General features: G+C 48.1%; 14 protein-coding genes, 4 pseudogenes and 1 riboswitch. Of the genes and pseudogenes, 4 read left to right on the top strand and 14 right to left on the bottom strand.

Annotated elements, in window-relative coordinates; genetic code table 11:
* Positions 1-245 precede the first annotated feature (245 nt).
* The 12 genes and pseudogenes from JCM11969_RS06935 to JCM11969_RS06890 form a co-directional block, all read right to left on the bottom strand.
* Entirely contained in the window at positions 246-1,070 is an 825-nt protein-coding gene (locus tag JCM11969_RS06935; protein WP_054709760.1) for a zinc metalloprotease, read from the bottom strand.
* A gap of 170 nt (positions 1,071-1,240) precedes the next feature.
* Positions 1,241-1,408 (bottom strand): LPXTG cell wall anchor domain-containing protein, encoded by a 168-nt coding sequence (locus tag JCM11969_RS17060; protein WP_082409224.1) that lies wholly within the window; start codon positions 1,406-1,408, stop codon positions 1,241-1,243.
* A 136-nt stretch (positions 1,409-1,544) separates the two neighbouring features.
* The gene (locus JCM11969_RS06930) at positions 1,545-3,803 is read right to left on the bottom strand and encodes a hypothetical protein (protein ID WP_054709757.1); all 2,259 of its coding nucleotides are present in this window, start codon (positions 3,801-3,803) and stop codon (positions 1,545-1,547) included.
* Entirely contained in the window at positions 3,755-4,342 is a 588-nt protein-coding gene (locus JCM11969_RS06925; protein WP_054709752.1) for a hypothetical protein, read from the bottom strand. Before JCM11969_RS06925 ends, JCM11969_RS06930 begins: the two co-directional genes overlap by 49 nt.
* A 111-nt stretch (positions 4,343-4,453) precedes the next feature.
* Positions 4,454-6,289: a lectin-like domain-containing protein gene (locus JCM11969_RS06920; protein WP_054709749.1), complete on the bottom strand. Its 1,836-nt coding sequence runs from the start codon at positions 6,287-6,289 to the stop codon at positions 4,454-4,456.
* A gap of 676 nt (positions 6,290-6,965) precedes the next feature.
* A pseudogene (gene thiE, locus JCM11969_RS06915) lies at positions 6,966-7,627 on the bottom strand (thiamine phosphate synthase).
* Positions 7,602-8,407 (bottom strand): annotated as a pseudogene (thiD, locus tag JCM11969_RS06910) (bifunctional hydroxymethylpyrimidine kinase/phosphomethylpyrimidine kinase). The pseudogenes thiE and thiD overlap by 26 nt, the downstream one beginning before the upstream one ends.
* Positions 8,408-8,422: 15 nt before the next feature.
* Complete coding sequence (gene thiM, locus JCM11969_RS06905) at positions 8,423-9,214, bottom strand: hydroxyethylthiazole kinase (protein ID WP_054709746.1); 792 nt, start codon at positions 9,212-9,214, stop codon at positions 8,423-8,425.
* Positions 9,215-9,327: 113 nt separating this feature from the next.
* A riboswitch (TPP riboswitch) is annotated at positions 9,328-9,431 on the bottom strand.
* Positions 9,432-9,455: 24 nt separating this feature from the next.
* On the bottom strand, positions 9,456-10,352 hold the full coding sequence (locus JCM11969_RS06900) for an oxidoreductase (protein WP_054709741.1): 897 nt from the start codon (positions 10,350-10,352) through the stop codon (positions 9,456-9,458).
* 838 nt (positions 10,353-11,190) lie between these two features.
* Positions 11,191-11,858: pseudogene (locus tag JCM11969_RS06895) on the bottom strand (aldo/keto reductase).
* The gene (locus JCM11969_RS18820; RefSeq protein ID WP_225353169.1) at positions 11,819-11,992 is read right to left on the bottom strand and encodes a hypothetical protein; all 174 of its coding nucleotides are present in this window, start codon (positions 11,990-11,992) and stop codon (positions 11,819-11,821) included. The pseudogene JCM11969_RS06895 and the gene JCM11969_RS18820 overlap by 40 nt, the downstream one beginning before the upstream one ends.
* 128 nt (positions 11,993-12,120) lie before the next feature.
* Positions 12,121-12,381 carry a hypothetical protein gene (locus tag JCM11969_RS06890; protein WP_083215449.1) on the bottom strand — a complete coding sequence of 87 codons (261 nt, stop codon included), beginning with the start codon at positions 12,379-12,381 and terminating at the stop codon, positions 12,121-12,123.
* A gap of 257 nt (positions 12,382-12,638) precedes the next feature.
* Between JCM11969_RS06890 and JCM11969_RS18815 the strand changes: the two genes are divergently transcribed.
* From JCM11969_RS18815 to JCM11969_RS06875, 4 genes and pseudogenes are all read left to right on the top strand, one after another.
* Entirely contained in the window at positions 12,639-12,782 is a 144-nt protein-coding gene (locus tag JCM11969_RS18815; RefSeq protein ID WP_225353168.1) for a hypothetical protein, read from the top strand.
* A complete protein-coding gene (locus tag JCM11969_RS06885) occupies positions 12,779-13,645 on the top strand; it encodes an aldose epimerase family protein (protein ID WP_054709733.1) in 867 nt (288 codons plus the stop codon). Before JCM11969_RS18815 ends, JCM11969_RS06885 begins: the two co-directional genes overlap by 4 nt.
* Positions 13,646-14,517: 872 nt before the next feature.
* Positions 14,518-15,946: pseudogene (gene rlmD, locus JCM11969_RS06880) on the top strand (23S rRNA (uracil(1939)-C(5))-methyltransferase RlmD).
* Positions 15,947-16,015: 69 nt separating this feature from the next.
* Positions 16,016-16,432: a hypothetical protein gene (locus JCM11969_RS06875; RefSeq protein WP_054709730.1), complete on the top strand. Its 417-nt coding sequence runs from the start codon at positions 16,016-16,018 to the stop codon at positions 16,430-16,432.
* 225 nt (positions 16,433-16,657) lie between these two features.
* On the opposite strand, the gene JCM11969_RS06870 is transcribed toward JCM11969_RS06875, so the two are convergent.
* The gene (locus JCM11969_RS06870) at positions 16,658-16,915 is read right to left on the bottom strand and encodes a hypothetical protein (RefSeq protein ID WP_054709727.1); all 258 of its coding nucleotides are present in this window, start codon (positions 16,913-16,915) and stop codon (positions 16,658-16,660) included.
* A gap of 100 nt (positions 16,916-17,015) precedes the next feature.
* Positions 17,016-17,315, bottom strand: a complete 300-nt coding sequence (locus tag JCM11969_RS06865; protein WP_054709724.1) for an OB-fold protein — start codon at positions 17,313-17,315, stop codon at positions 17,016-17,018.
* Positions 17,316-17,340: the final 25 nt, after the last annotated feature.

The following is a 17,340-nucleotide window of genomic DNA, read 5'->3' as shown; positions in this document are numbered from 1 at the left end:
ATGAGACAACGATGATCTCTGAACGTAATTGACCCGAAACGTATCAACTGCTATCCGCATTAGTCACAACGTGTTGCGATGTTTGTTTGGTCTATCAATGCAATTTGATGCCCAAATACTATTCTATTTTGCTAGTTTTGTCAATTGTTTTCTTTTTAAAAGTAAGTGAAAATAGTCAGCAAGAAACCGCTCATACGTTGGGTTACTGATACCTGAATCCCCTTACCAGTACCCTAGGAGTTGACTCAATTCTGCCCGCCGAACATCCCGGAATGATAAACTGCTAGATTGGCGTTGCGTATCCGCAGGGTCTTTCGGTCCCGTCCACGTGTACTTGCCGGCGACAGGACTGCTGACATTGCCTGAACTTGCAGGCGCGTACATCCTATCCGAGAGGTACGGCGTATGATCAACCCTAAAGCGTGTCCGAATTCATGGGTCATCGTGCCTGACCAAAACGCTTGATAGGTTGGAGCAGCCGCCCTCTCAGCAGTAAGCAATTTTTGATAATACTGTGTCGCGCTGGCATAGGCGACCTGTCTTGTGTGCCCTGTTGAAGCGTTATAGCGGGCCTCTTGTGCTAAGTAGTCTGCCGTTAACCGCCGAGTTGTTGCTGTATTGGCAACCTCATCCACATACGTTGCGTTCTGTAAGTGCGTGCTGTTGAGATAGATTATGTTGCCCGTAATTAAGCCATCCCAATCCTGACTTGGTTTTGTCGTCACTGTTAACTGATGTGCCGTGGCCGTCCCAAATTCGAAGACTGTCTGCCCCAACGCGTGATTCCAAGTGGTCATTGCTGTCTGAACAAATGGCCGTAGCTTGGACTGCGTGACATAGACTTGAATTTGGTTGTGGTGAAAACGAGCTACGTCACCCACCAAATTATACTGTTTTGTAAGGATTGCCTTATTTTGAGCATAATAGTCAGGTGATTGGTGCAGTAACGTCGTGCTTGGCATGAGATCGGTCCCCGTTTCCCAGAGCGTAGCCGCTTGAGCTTGCGTTCCAGTGAAGCCAACGACGCCAAAAACCAAGCCGACCAGCAATCCTATCAATTGTTTTTTCATCCTCAACGCCCCCCTTTAACCAGTTGTTACCCCCGTTAACTATCTTGTGAAGCCAGTGTATCACTTTTAGTCATAACGGTGGTTAAGATAGGACTTATCATTCACAAGGTTGATACAAAAAGAAGATTACGTTTAATTTACGTAATCTCCTTAATGATTGAGCTAGTTATCTATTTTGTGTCATGTTTCTTACGCGTGACGCCTAAGCCTAGGAAGCTCATAAGGATGCCAAGCAGACCCATCATTGAGTAGGCTGACGCTTGTTCATCCGTTTGCGGCAACGTCTCGTTTTGTGTGGCTTGCTGATGAGTCGTTGCGCCCGCGATATCATTTTGCATGGTGCTTACAGCGCTTGATCATCGGCACGTTGCGTATGAGATGTTGCCGTCTGGTTACCAGTGTCGCTCGCTAATGCGGGTACCATATCAACCGCTGCCGAAGCTAACTCGTGTTTCGAAGGTGACTGAGCTGTATTCAGGTCGTCCCCTTGTGGGCGCCGTGACTTGCGATATGAATTGGCGTTACCGTTTCACTGATTGATGCGAGATCGGTCGGTTTCTGCACAGTAGTGCTGTCAGAACCATCCGACTGTTCAGGTGTCACAATACTTGGCTGGTTGTTCTGTCCATCGTTCTTCGGTGTTGAAGTGGTCCCAGTGTTTTGAGTATCACCGGAATTGCTGCCAGTGTTTTGACCAGAGCCTGAATTGTCGGGTTGGTTGGTTACGATTGGTGTATAGATGACCTTGTCATCCGTTGTAATGTTGCCTTTCGTATCCAAATGGGCCGAAATCGTGTCATGGTCAGGCGTGTAGCCTGGTAGCGTTGGCACCTTAACGTCAACTGACTGATCACCCTCAACTGTGACACCGTCGACCGTGACGTCACCTTTGTTGCTGGGGATTGTGACCGTGCCTGTTACTGGGCTTGGGGTGTAGGTTACTGTTTCGTCTGTTTTGATTGTGCCATCTGGCTTTACTGTCGCATTCACCGTATTGTGATCTACCGTATATCCCGGCTTCTCCGGTACTTCAACAGTAACCGTCTGATCCGTCTGTCCGGTAACGTTGTCGACAATGATGTCGCCTTTATTGCTAGGAATCTTGACCTTGCCTGTTACTGTGTTTGGTGTGTAAATCACCGTTTCATCCGTGGTGATAGTGCCATCTGGCTTTACTGTCGCATTCACCGTATTGTGATCTACTGTGTAGCCCGGCTTATCCGGTACCTCAACAGTAACCGTCTGATCCGTCTGTCCGGTAACGTTGTCGACAATGATGTCGCCTTTATTGCTAGGAATTTTCACAGATCCTGTTACTGAGTTAGGTGTGTAGGTCACCGTTTCGTCTGGGGTGATTGTGCCATCTGGATTTATAATGGCTTGAACCTTGTTGTGATCTACCGTATACCCTTTCTTCTTTGGCACTTCAACAGAAACCATCTCGTCCGTCTGTCCTGTAACGTTGTTGACAATGATGTCGCCTTTATTACTAGGGATTTTCACAGATCCCGTGACCGTGTTGGGTGTATAGGTTACCGTTTCATCTGTTGTAATCTTACCGTCTCGGCCCACGGTCGCTTTAACAGTGTCATGATCTGAGGTGTACCCTTTTTTCAAAGGTACCGTCACATCAACGATTTCATCAGTATCGCCGGTCACACCATCAACTGTTATTTTGGTGCCATCAGTGTTTGAAATCTCGACAGTGCCAGTCACACTATTGGGTGTGTAAGTCACATTCTGTGATCCATCTTGTGTAGGCGTCTGAATCGTTTCAGTTGTCGAGTATCCTGGAATTAATGACATATCGATTGTACTGCCTGTCGTTCCAGTTACTTGCAGTGGCTTGTCCGTTGTAATTGGTTCGCCGGTTTTACTGCTAATCGGCACAATTGTCACCGTTTGTTTAGTTGGCGTATAGGTAACCGTTTGGGTGCCATCTGTTGATTGAATCTTAACTTTTTGATCCGTGGTATATCCCGGGATCACTGGTGCGTCAACATTTGTGTTAGTGTCCCCTGAAACAGTTAAGATCGTCCCATCTGTGATAACCATTTGTGTGCCATCACTTGAAACTGGGTTAACAGTCACCGTTTGTTGTGTTGGCGTATAAACGATGGTCGTGGTCGTACCATTTGCGGCTGGAATTTCAACTTGAGTTGTTGGTTCATACCCTGAGATTTTCGGAGCGTCAACCTTACTGTCTGTGCTCCCTTTTACTGTTAAATCAGTGCCGTCATCAACCTTGATCACCGTTTCACCTTGCACATCCTGCAAAACTGGAACGACCGTCACCTTTTGTTCAGTCGGCGTGTATTCAACGATAGAAACCTCATCAGCCGTTACTTTCTGATCTTTATTGGCAGGCTCATACCCAGGAATATTAGGTATCGTAATGGGTGTTCCAACTCTCCCATGTTCACTTACAGGATCAGTCAATTTTTTACCACCATTATGAGTGGGATAAACAGTATAATCGATTTCTTCCCCTGGAACGCTAATAATAACTGTCGTACCGGTCTTTTGGGCATCTGACAGCCCATTCTCAGCCCCCGTCATCACTACAGTATCATCAGTCGTAACGCCTGTCTTCCCCAACACTTGCGCGCCAGACAATTGGCTGCCCTGAGGAACATTGAGAAAAATCGTTTTTAATTCTCCAGTCGTTGAGTCAATAATGTCATTTAAATCCACGCCGGTGAGTGTCTCAATGACCTGACCATTTTGATCCATGACTTTGACTGTGGCATTCGTGTAATCGTAACTGTCATCCCTCGCAACAACGTCATATCAACCATGTACGAATTACCATCGTTCTGCCAAGTATTCGTGTTAGTGGTCTTGTTAGCCGTATCCGTAAAACTAATGTTGCCAGTGTCTGAATTACTGATGACGTTTTTAGAAAGCGTGCTATCGTCACCATTGGTTTCAATTTGAATGACTGGTACGACGGATAACGTACCGTTGCTTTGAGTGGTCAGTTCGATGAGGTTAACCGTCAAGTTATCGGCGTCGCCATCCACGAAGGTGATTTTACCGTTCATTGCCTGACCGTCTGCCAAGCCATAAACAGTGCCATCATCTGCCGTATAGGTACCATCGTCAGTCGTCACAAATGGTACGTCACTCGAAATTTCCTCTTGCCCAGACACAATTTTCGTCGCCACCGTTTTTCCTGTGGTCGTGTCCACATAAGTGAGGGTTGCATCCTTCGCGGGAATCGCGGTGTAAGCAACCGGCGTCTTAACTGTAATTGATCCGTCAGCATTCACAAGACCCTGCGTAGTCGTTTCAGTTGTAGTATAAACTGTCCCATTTCCGTCTGTGTATGTGCCAGGAATGTGTTCAACCGTGACTGTTTCCCCAACGGATCCAGAAACATCTTAGATTGTGACAGTGCCACTAGTCTCATCGCCGTTTGTTTGAACAAGCGTTGTTGGAACCGTTACAGTCGTTTTAATCGTGTTTGGTTCGTAAGTCACTAACAGTGTATTATCCGCAGCTGCCCGTGATACGGTCATGATAACTTGATCAGCCGCAATTTTCTGACCATTCAAGGTGATTTGTGACACGTGGTAGCCCTGCAGCTTTGGCAGTGTCAGGTTCACATCACTGGCAGTCGTCCCATCTGGGCTCACTGCCAGCGTATCACCAATATTCGCGCTGACGTTGGAGGTTTGCAGTTCGGGTGCATCCGTGCCGTTGACGTGATAGTCGATGGTGACAAGCTGAGACTTCACATTTCCAGTAAAGCTGTCAACCGTGGCAACAGTTGTTGCAGTTTGATTGCCATTGGATGAAATCAAACCAATACTAGAATTCGTTGAAGCCGTGTATTTAGTGGAAATGGTAAACCCATTTTTGTAGGCGTCACTATCATTGCCGTACCAGGTCACCGTCAAAGTCCCACTCACGGTTCCCGTTGTTGGATCAAGCGTGGTCAAATCTGGTTTCCAAGTGGCAACAAAGTGTTCACCAGATGCGTTAGCTGCGGTGGAAGACCCTACTGCACTCGATGGTGAATAAGCCTTCTCTGAGTCCACGTCTGGAGTGACAACGGACCCATCTGCATTGGTGGTCACAAATTTAACAACAGCTTGATTCAAACCATCATTTCGGATTGCCGCTCCGCCAGCACTCGTATCTTGACTGCCATTTGTACCAGTCACATCAAGTGCAACCCCATTTTCCGGGTGACCGTTTTTGTTAATCCAACGATTTCCAATCACTTGTAACGTGCCTGGATCGTTATCAAGACCGCTAGCAGTGGAAACGGGTTCGTCAGCAACCTCAGTGTAGTTCACACCGTTGGCAGCTTTTCCAGTTTGAGATTGTGTGTTGTAATGCGTATCAATAACTGCCGCAATCGAATTGCCAACACCACCGATACCGAATGCATTGCCATCGCCACCTAAACCAAGTTGGTCCTGGGTGGCTCCTGAAATCACAATTCCTGCCCCATCACCAAGTTGCCAACCACTAAATCCAACACCCCAGTCCGAATCATTATCGGCATTCGTATCTGTGGCATCCGCTGTAGCGTCATCGTCCTTACTGAATTTAAAGGACCCACTCATCTCCCAATCATGAGTCATATCAACATCGTTATTGAAGATGATGTTCCCGGCCTTATTTTTAACAGTATCCTGGGTTAACGTAAAACTACCGTCTGTTTCATCCGCGGTAGTCGTTGGCGATTTACTGGTTGACGTTTTCCCATCATTTTTAATGGCCGATTCTCCCGGAGTAAAGTACTCCGAAGACGATTGCGAATCCGTTGCTGTAATTGGCCGTGTTGCATCAACCGGCGTGGTACTCGTTTCACTACCATCACCTTTTAACGTGTCATTCTCGTTAGTAGTGGATACTGAGTTTGGTTCGGCAGGTGTATCCGTTGTTGTGGTGCCATCAATCTGTGGCGCTGGCTGATCAACTGGTGCCTCCTGTGATGTAACGTCACTGGTTGAATCAGTTGATCCAGTCGCCGGCTCAGACGGTGTCGCTTGCTGATCCATTGGAACATCAGTAACCGTTGTGTCGGCGTATGCCGTACCAGCCATCCCTAAACTAAGGCCGATACCAACCGCAACCGTAGCGACCATGACCCCTAAGACCCGTTTGCTGACCAGCCACTTTGTCTTTGACTTATACAATTTGAACCGTGCGTTATCGTTTAAAACTTTTGTTTGTTGCTGTTGATTATGTCGACTAAATTTCATAAATGCCATCTCCCCGAAAATGGTGCTTACTCGTTAGTTAACGAGTAATACAGTGAACCCCATTAAATATTTACTGAGTTAAAGATAGCACATTTTTGAATTTAGCGAACGCTGTACGTAACATTTGTAATACATATGTAATTTTTATGTAATATTAAATTCACTTATACATTTAATAAATACAATCACTAAAAATAAGTAAGACACCACGCCTGTTAAATGGGGATTCAGGGCGTATTCTGATAAGCAGTATTGTCCAACCGCTTTCATGATAAGTCACGATTAGCAACACATTGTGGTTTTTGTCGTGCATTATTTGAGGCTATTTTTGTTGTCTTAGATCGTCATACAGTTTCATTAAGCTTATTTTATTTTAATTAAATTCTTAAAGATACATCTTGGGAAATGCTGGGTGAAATTGGTGGGTTGAAATATTACAAAAATTTTGGGAGCGGCGTCTTTTAGAGACTAAAAACACGACTGGTTATTTCGAGAAGTCGAAATTACTCGTCGTGTTTTTTTGCGTTTTATTGTTTTGCTTTCTTGGCTTCTGTGCCGAAACGCGTTCCAGGAGGCAAGAGGTTGCACCTAAGCGACTTCAGGCACAAATTCCAGAACCGTGAATTTCTGCCTGAAGTCGCTTAGGCTCCACCTCTTAACCGCCTCCTTCCACGCTCTAGGCCTCTTTCATCGCCTTCACAACCCCGCCAATATCCGAACTGCCCGCAATCATCGAAATAACTGACGACCCTGCCGCACCCGTTTGGATCACGGCTGGCAACTGATCAACCGTAATGCCGCCGATGCCGACCACTGGCCGCGTTGCCAGCTCAACCAGATGCTGCAATCCTGCTAACCCAATGACTGGGTCAGCATCCGCCTTTGATCCCGTTGGGAAGACCGGACCGCTGCCGTAATAGGCGATGCCCTCAATGGCATTTGCTGCCTTAATCTCAGTCTCGTTTGAACATGAAAGGCCAATGAACGCCTGGTCTCCCATCTCAGCGATGACCGACTGCACACCTTCATCCGACTGGCCAACATGGATGCCATCAGCGTGAACGCGTTTCGCCAGTCAACGTCATCATCCACAATAAATGGGACGTACGCCAAGTGACACAAGTCTTTCAACCGTTTTGCGACCGTTAATCGCGTTTCCGGTGTCAGCGTTGAACCGGCGCCTTTATCCCGAAACTGATAGGCTGTAATGCCTGCTCGCAATGCGGTCTGCACCGTCTCGACCAGATCTTGATCCGGTCTCAGGTCTTGGGTGCCACAGATGAAGTAAGCCTTTAACATTGATGGTTCAAAACTAATCATTAGCGTGCGCCTCCCCATATGCCCAGTGGTTCAGCGGGCCATGACCATGACCAACTTGAATCGTGTTACGAATAGCTGCTTCAACATAATCCTTAGCAATTCGAATCGCCGTTTCAATGCTATTCCCCTTCGCAATTTCAGCGGTCATGGCACTCGATAACGTATCGCCGGTCCCGTGGGTGCGCACTGTATCGACACGCGGTGCTGACAGCCAGAAATCCTTGCCAGATTCCAGCAGCACGTAATCGCGAACCGTGTCGGTGTTGCCGTGGCCACCCTTGATAATGATGTTTTTAGTGCCGGCAGCCTGCAACTGTTGGGCAGCTTCACGCATGGCGGCATCGCTCTTGATGCTCAAGCCAGTCAGGCGCTCGGCTTCAGGCAGGTTGGGGGTGACGATCGTTGCCAGCGGGAGCAGATCGCGTCGTCGGCCAGCAGCGCTGCCCCACCCTTCGCAATCATGACCGGGTCCACCACAACTGGGCCAAAATCATATTTTTTCAGATTATCCACAACGATGTCCACATGCTCGGCATCCGCCAACATGCCCGTCTTGCAGGCTTTGATTGCTAAATCATCCGCCAGTGAAGCGAACTGTTCATCAATAATTTTCTTTGGCAGCGCCATAAAATCCTGGACGCCCAGCGTATTTTGCGCCGTTACGGCAACGATGACCGCCGAGCTAAACACGTGGCGCTCCTGCATGGTCTTCAGATCAGCCATCACACCGGCACCGCCACCGGAATCAGTCCCCGCAATCGTTAGGGTCTGGGGAAACGAATTAACCTCTTCACTCACTATTGTTCACGCCTTTCAGTCAAACTTCGCAATTTTTTCAATATCCGCAACAGAAACCAGATGGAGCGCATCCATCAGCTGGGCCGCAAAGGTGCCGGGACGTTCTTCGCCCAATTGGTTGGCAACGATCTCCCCCGTGGCAGCAAACACAAGGCAAGCCGTCTGCGCTGCTTCAAAGTAATCGCCATCACTTACGGCACAAAAGGCGCCCACGATACTGCTCAACATGTCACCAGATCCAACGTGGAGCTGGAACAGTGGTGTCCCATTTTGCACGCGAACCACGCGCTCACCATCCGTGATGTAGTCCGTTTCGCCACTTAAAATGACGACAGCGTGCTGTTTCTTAGCGCATGCCTTCGCAATTTCTGCCAAATCAGCATTGCCAGATCCAGCATCGATGCCCTTAGCGTCCCATGCAACTTCCGCCAGCGCCGCAATTTCACCGGCGTTACCGCGGATCACGTCCACCTGGAACTGGCGCATCAAATCAGCGGCTACTTGTTTCCGGTAACTAATTGCACCAACAGCAACTGGATCCAGCACAAGCGGCCGGTGTTGCGCATTGGCGGCCTGGCCCATGGCTAAAATATGGTCGACCTGAGGCTTTGAAAACGCGCCAAGATTCAGTGCAACTGCTGAACTAATCCCCACCATCTCGTCGGTTTCAGCAATCTCTTCGGACATGATCGGTGACGCCCCAATAGCGTTGATGCCGTTGGCCACATCCTGCACCGTCACAAAGTTCGAAATGTTTAACACCACTGGGTTCTTTTCTCGAATCTCATCCAATAAACTAATTTTCATGTTGCTAACCTCCGCTACGTGTCTAATACACGTGAATTATGGTTTAAAACAACGTTGTGCGCAAAAAAGAGCCGAACAAGAACGTCTCTTGTTCGACCCACTTCCGGTTACCCGGTCATCGATGAACACGTTCCTACGCAAGCATTACCTTACAGGTTCAAAGGGATAGACGTTACCGCCATCTCAGCCCCGTTACGGGACACCCCTCGTGTTGTTTGTCTTAATCATACCTGTAACCGTTTTACTCGTCAACTTCTGAAGCGTCGTCGAAATCTGGGTTATCAGGGTCTGTCTTATTGTTTTGATACTTCAATGCCAACTTGCCGCTTTGTCGCAGCAGAAAGTCCATGGCACTGTCCGGCAACACCCGCCGTGCAAACGCACCAACCGGCGCACCGCCGCCAACCGCATAGCGGGCACGTGGTCGTCTCACAGTCGCCGCAAAAGTAACCTTGCGCGCAATCACTGACGGCTCAGACCCAAACTCGCTGATGGTCTTTAAAAAAGCACCCGCTTCTGCGGACAACTCTTGGTAAGGGCCATCGCCAGCGACGTCAGCCAACTGTTCGGCTGAAATCTTAGCCCAGTCTGACTTAATGTCACCCGGTTCGATCACGATGACCTTGATACCAAAGTCTGCCAGTTCAAGCCGCATTGCGTCACTGATGCCTTCAATCGCAAACTTTGACCCGACATACCAGCCACCCAATGGATTGGCAATCTTGCCGTCCAGGGAACTAATATTGATGATCCGCCCATCCTGCTGCTGACGCATGATTGGCAGAACTGCCTTACTCATTTCAGTCACACCAAACACGTTGGCATCAAACTGTTGATGCGCCTTTTCCAGCGGTACCTCTTCGATGGCACCAAACACCCCGTAACCGGCATTATTGACCAACACATCAAGCCGACCCTCGTCCGCCGCAATTTGTTTGACAACGGTCTGAATATTATCGGTATCTGTGACGTCCAAATAAGTGGTGTGAATGCCGAGCGCTTCAAGGCCACCCATTTGGTACACGCGCCGAGCGCCCGCATAGACCGTGAAACCGTGGCGGTACAGATGCTTCGCGATCGAAAACCCAATCCCTGATGAGGCGCCGGTTACCAGCGCAACTGGTCGTTTACTTGTCATGATTAAACCCTCCAGGCTGCGCGACAACTCAGTGGTGCCACGCAATTATTCTATTTTTGTAAGTGGTTACATGTATTATAACGCATTTAGGTGGTCGGCCAAGATTTCATGATGTATTCTACAGATTTCTGATGAAAATAGCATTCAATTCCCGCTCCGTTCCGCCGGTCGGCCCTGCAGGCTGAGGTGGGGTCGCTCTGGAGAGCTAGTGAATGTCTTTTCAGAAATTCAAGGATCTCCAACGTCTCCCGTATTAGTAACCGACCCAAGTACAGTCGCCAACTAATACCGACACCACAGCCTGCAATGCCGACCGGCACCACTTCGCTAAAATCCTGATCGAATTAACATTAACCGGAAAGCATTCACAGGAACATCATGAAACAAGTTAGTGAAACACAACTCTGAGCTAACACCGTAAAAAGCATTGCTGTCAGAAAATTTATTAGCGGTCGAGGGCGGATTCTCCTCGGACATGGGTTAACGCCCACTGAGATGCTAAACTAGCCGTGAAAGCTTGCTCACAATCAGTGGAATGGAGCAATTTGGCAGGCCGTCGTGGTGTCGACATCAGTTAGCGACCGTTCTTGGGTCGGTTACTGATGTGCGAGACGACTGAGATCCACTCGAGAGCTGCGCAGCAGAAATCGAGTTAGCTCAGTCGCGAGCCACGACGACGGCCTGCCAAATTGCGAAATGCAACGAAATCACCAAGCAATCTCAACCCATAGAAAAAAGCCGCAACAGTCTCACAGGCTGCCGCGGCTTTTCAGTTGTGTGCATGGTTTAAATGAATCTAAAAATAGAACTCACTGTTTAGTGATGGCAAACGTTTAGATTAAAAACGCGCTGTATCTGGATCTTGAGCATAACCAGCCACACCTTTGAAAGCTTCATCTAGCTGAGTCATATCGGTATGTGCTAGATTGAAGTCGAAAATTTCGGTGTTGGCTTGAATGTACTGCGTGTGTACAGACTTCGGCAATGGTAAGAAACCATGCTGGAGTTGCCATCTCAAGATCAATTGAGGAACGGACTTGCCATATTTTTCAGCAATCGCGGTAATACCTTTGTTCTTGACCAGCTTCCCTGTCCCAAATGGGCTGTAGCTTCAGTCAAAATATGATGGGCATCGTTGTACGCCACCACTTCTGGTTCGAGATCGGACGGATTGATGAACAGTTGGTTCACCATTGGGGTTACCTTAGCAGTCTTTAATAGGGCATCCAGATGTTTGGGCCGGAAGTTTGAGACACCGATTGCTTTTGTCTTGCCAGCATCGTATGCTTCCTCCATTGCCCGCCAAGAGCCGGCGTTCATTTCTTCCCAGTTACCCCGGAAAGCAACTGGGTTTGCCCAGTGAATCAGGTACAAGTTGACGTAATCTAAGCCAAGCTTTGCTAGAGACGTTTCTAGGGCTTTCTTAGTTGCATCATAACCATGATCCGCATTCCACAGCTTGGTCGTTACGAAGAGTTCGTCACGGTCAACGCCAGAATCTTTAATGGCCTTGCCAACACTGTCTTCGTTACCATACGCTGCGGCGTATCGATATGACGATACCCAGCTTTCAGGGCATCCAGAACTGCGTGATAGGCTTCATCGCCATCCGCTGACTGCCAGGTACCAAATCCAATCACTGAATCTTGGTCCCGTTTGCTAACTGGTACGTATCCGTTAATGACATTGGGGTTCCTCCTTGTTTCAACGCAATTATCACACCTATACCAGTGTAGCAAGAGTCGCCCTCAAAGCCAATTATTTTGCCTTACGCCATTTCTGGTGCAACGGTCAACCAATCATATTGGAGAAGCTGATGCGTGCCCTTAGTGACTGGCACCCAGATTTTTGCTCGCGCAATATCCTTCAACGATTGCCAGAAGGAGCGATCCTTCTTGTTTGTTTCAGCTGTTGAAATTGTGATCAGTTGGTTCGATTCGGTTTTAGCCGTCAGTTCCTTGTCCGAAACTGAGACAAGCTGAACGGCGATCGTTTCCATATGATTATCAATGATTATCATTGTTGTCAAGTAGCATAGTGATCCTTCCTTCCAAGTTGTACATTGCGTTACTTGATTACAAAATCTATTGTACAGAAGAATTGTCGTTTTTTTGTTGTGTTTCTGTGTTGTTTTTGTGAAGGATGTGTAAAGGTTTTGTTAAGGTATTAGAATTCACTAAAAATCTCGTTATTTTACTAAAGTTTTTTCATTTTTCAGTTTGGTTTTTCATTTAAAAGCGTATACTAGTAGGTGATTAATCGTTTTCATATAAGGAGGATTTTTTCATGCAGATTTCATCCGAAGTATTTGGCCAAAAAGACGGCCACGACATTGAACGATATACAATTACAAACAAAGACGGTAACTTTATTAAGGTCCTGACCTTGGTGCCACTTGGCAATCCTTTACGGTCAACGGTACCCCGTTGATTGCCCACTTTGACGACCTCGCGCACTACGACAGTCCTGCATCATACAGTCTGTGCAAGTCGATTGGTCGGGTTGCTGGGCGGATCGGCAAGGCCACAGCCACCATTGATGGTCAGGAAGTTCATTTCGACCAAAACGAAAACGACAATACCTTACACGGCGGCTTCCACGGGTTCTCAGAAATCATCTGGGACGCGGAACAATCCATTCGTGACCATGACGCCAGCGTGACGTTCTCACGTCACATCGATAGCGACGAAGACAACTTTCCTGGCGACTTGGACGCCCGCATCACCTTTACGTTAACGGACGACAACAAGGTGTCCATCACCTTCTCAGCCGCCTCGACAGCTGATACCCTGTTTAACCCAACAAACCACGTTTACTGGAATATCACCGATGGTCAAAAAGATTTGACCACCCAGCAGCTCCAAGTCAACGGCAAGCGCCGGCTGGAACTCAGCGACAAAGACAAGGTGCCAACTGGCAACTTTGTTGATCTCGCTGGTACTGGCTACGATTTCAGCAAGTCTCGTGACATCCCAAGTGCCCTGGCTGACATCAAGCAGGAAACTGGGAAGGTCGAAATTGATGACGCTTATGAAGTCACTCCAAGTGCTGACAAGCCCATCGCAACGTTGAGTGACAGTGCTTCTAACCGTCACGTGGACATCTTCTCAGACCGAAACTCACTGGTCGTCTTCACCGCTAACCCATTTAACCAATCAAAGCCATACAACGCCTTAGCAACTGAAGCGCAGACTTTGCCAGACGCCATTCACCACGACGGGTTCGGTGACATTACGTTGCCATCCGGTAAATTACAAGAATATACCATCAGTTACCAATATTATGAAAAATAACGTGTAAAACCGCTTACAAATAGCGTATAATGAGACTTGTAAACAACTAACTAATCTCAACTACACTACAAAAACACACCTCAGGCCTGTTGTCTGGGGTGTGTTTTTCTGTGTTGCAACAATATTGTTGTATTTAACTCGAACAGGGAGTCTTCCCAATTATGGATGATACTGCCGTTGCATTGCGCGATTTGACACTCCGCTGTGGTGGCTCGCGATGAAGCTAATTCGATTGTCGCTGTGCGCCACTCGAATGGATCTTCATCGTCTCGCATGTCACTAGGTGGCCCAAACCCGCGCCCACCAAGTGACATCGACACCACTGCTCCGTGCCAAATTGCTCCATTCCACTGACTATGCGCTTATTTCTTACTATTGGTTAAGTATCAATAAGGTGTTAAACCGAGTTTGCTGAGAATCCGCCCTCGACTGCTTGTAAGGCTATTAATAGCAATGCTTCAGGCCAAGTTGAAAATGTTATCGACTAATTATCGAGTTTTATGGGGTCATCATGAGGAGTTGTTACTTAATATCGCAAGAATAGCGTAGTGGAGCCGTTCGGCATTGCAGGCTGTGGTGTCGGTATTAGTTAGCGACCGTACTTAAGTTGGTTACTAATACAGGAGATCCTTGAATTTCTAGTTTATATTGCGGAAACGTGCTCCGCGAGGCAAGGGGCTACTGCAGAAGGGCGTCTGGGCACAAAAGTCAGACCCAGACTTTTGTGCCCAGACGCCCTTCTGCTCCGCCCCTTAACCGCCTCGCTCCACACTCTCAAGTTTTGAAATGTTCGCCGAGTCTGATACAATACTCTATGCACTAGATGACAGTATTTAATAAGAAACAACCTCAACCCAAAGAATGGACAAAAAATGACAACCCCACAAAAACATTACACACACAATCGGCGACCACAACAGCGGTCAGCTGACGTTCAAGTTGAAATCGGTCAACGGTTCCCGCTGACTATCAAGCGTCTTGGCATCAATGGTGAAGGGATCGGCTACTACAAACGCAAGCTGGTCTTTATTAAGGGTGCCCTTCCCACAGAGGTCGTCGTCGCAGAAGTGATTGGCATCAAGCAACATTCCTGACGGCGAAAATTCACCGGATCAAAACCCCCAGCAAGGATCGCGTGACCCCACGAGATGATTACGCTGGCCAAGTCGGTGGCTTTGAACTCGAGCATCTCGCTTATCCGGCACAACTCGCCTTTAAACGTGACGTTGTGCAGCAGTCGCTTGAGAAATTCAAACCACATGGCTACCACCATTACATTTTAAAACCGACAATTGGGATGGACGACCCCTACAGCTATCGGAATAAGGCGCAGTTCCAAGTGCGCAAGACGGCCGAGGGCCAGGTCATTGCCGGCCTATATGAAGAGCACAGCCACAACCTGGTTGACCTGGCAACCTGTTCCGTTCAGATGCCCGCCACGATGGCCGTCATGCGCTTTGTCGTTTCGCAATTGCAGGACCTTAACGTCGCCATCTATGACGAACGACGTGAGACCGGACTTGTTAAAACAATTGTTGTGCGTGAGGCGGCTGCGACCAATGAATTGCAGGTGGTGCTCGTCACGACCAAGCCGACCTTCCCGCAACGCGACGAACTGGTTAGCAACCTGCAGGCTAAATTTCCAAACGTGGTCTCCATCATGCAAAATATCAATCCAGAAAAAACCTCACTTATCTGGGGTGATGACACCATTCGATTAGCCGGGAAGGATCAGATCCGCGAAGAACTTAAGGGCCTGCAGTTCAACTTATCTGCCCGCGCGTTCTTGCAGTTGAACCCCTACCAGACGGTGAAACTGTACGATGAAGCCTCAAAGCGCTTGACCTTGGTGAAAACGAAAACGTGGTCGACGCCTACGCTGGCGTCGGCACGATTGGCCTCTCCGTTGCCCACGCCGCCCACGAAGTTCGCGGGATGGACATCATTGCGGATTCCGTGAAGGATGCCAACGAAAACGCCGCGTTAAACGGCATTACCAATGCCCACTACGAAACCGGCAAGGCGGAAGACGTTATTCCACGATGGATCGACGAAGGCTTCTCGTTTGACGCCCTCATTGTTGACCCGCCGCGGACTGGCCTTGATGATGGCCTTATCCGGACGATTCTTGACACACTGCCACAGAAGTTCGTCTACATTTCCTGCAACCCATCGACCCTGGCCCGCGACCTGAAACAGCTCACAACTAAGTACCACGTGGACTACATCCAATCCGTCGACATGATGCCGCAAACGCCGCGGTGTGAAGCCGTCGTTAAATTTACACGGGCCGAATACTAGCCATTTTGCAAAATTTGTCTTATCATTGATGAATAACTTTTAACGAGCCAATTTGAAAGAAGGTCTATCATGCAAAATCCGTTTCAAAACGGCGATAATAACGAGGGACCAAATGGCTTACCGGTGCCACCAAACTACGCAACTGTGAAAAATGAAAACGGCGATGTCCGCATTGCTAAAGTCGGCTTCTCCTGGACCGTCCTGTGGTTTAACTTGATCGTCCCGATCTTTCGCGGCGACTGGTACAACTTGCTGTGTATGGTCGGCATTGAAATGGGCGTGCTGTTTGGCATTTATTCCCTGCCAACCAACAACATGGTGAGCTACGCCATGAGCGTGGCAAGCGTTGCCTTCAATCTGGTCTGGGCCGGTCTTTACAACCTGATGTATTTTCGACACTTGTTCAACCGCGGCTTTAAGCCGGCAACGGATCGGTCGAAAGAGCTGTTGACGCGAGTGGGGTATTTGCCGAAAGCAATGAGGTAGAGAGTGGAGGAAAACGGTAGGAAGCAGAGTGTAAGTCAACTCTGGCAGAAATACCGAACTTGGCATTTTTGCCAGAGTTGATTTGCATGCAGCTTTCTGTTTTCCGGAACTCGTTTCGGCACAGTAGTCAAGACCCTCAATCACCAACAAAAAAACAATACAAAGGGGCGCCTTGGAAAAAATCCAAGACGCCCTTTCTCTACATAAATCTAAATCCGACTCACCCTAATCCTCATCAAAAAACTCACGCCGGGCTTCCTCAGACTGATTCAGATCCACCGCCGGAATATCGGCCAAATCCTGACGAATCTTTGACTCGATATCCGAATCATCTGATGTCTTCGATCCAAACGGCAGACCACCAAATTCAACAACTGCCTGATAGAACTGCGTAACGGCGTTATTTGAACTTATTCCTAACTGTTGAAACACATGCTCAGCTTGAGTCACTAACTGGTTATCAAGTACAAATTCACGTTTCACTTGAGTCACGCTCCTAACGATGCCTTATTCAAAACCATCATTAGGGTATCGATTACCCTTATAAAATTCAAGTTACACCACTTAACTAGCCGAAATTTAATCAGGCTACTTCCACAATCGTACTATGCTTCAGCACAACGCCACCCTGCGTAAACCCAGTCGAGTTCCCAGTAATGGTCACCTGATTCCCCTCATGAACGGCATCATAGTCACTGACAACAGCCATGACCCAGAGTTTCCCGTCACTTGGATTGCCCATTTCAATTGACGGCAACCCATATGAATCTGGCCCAACATAGGTGACTTGACTGGAAACGGTGACCATTTGACCATCATAGGGACTGCTATGGGTGCCGGTGTAGCTCTCAAACAAGTCTTCTGCGGTTAATTCTGGTGTCATTCTAAACGCTCCTTTTAAAAAACAG

This window comes from Secundilactobacillus paracollinoides DSM 15502 = JCM 11969, assembly GCF_001311135.1.
GTDB lineage: Bacteria > Bacillota > Bacilli > Lactobacillales > Lactobacillaceae > Secundilactobacillus > Secundilactobacillus paracollinoides.
Note: the sequence above shows the minus strand (reverse complement) of the source record. Positions and strands in the feature narration are given on the sequence as shown.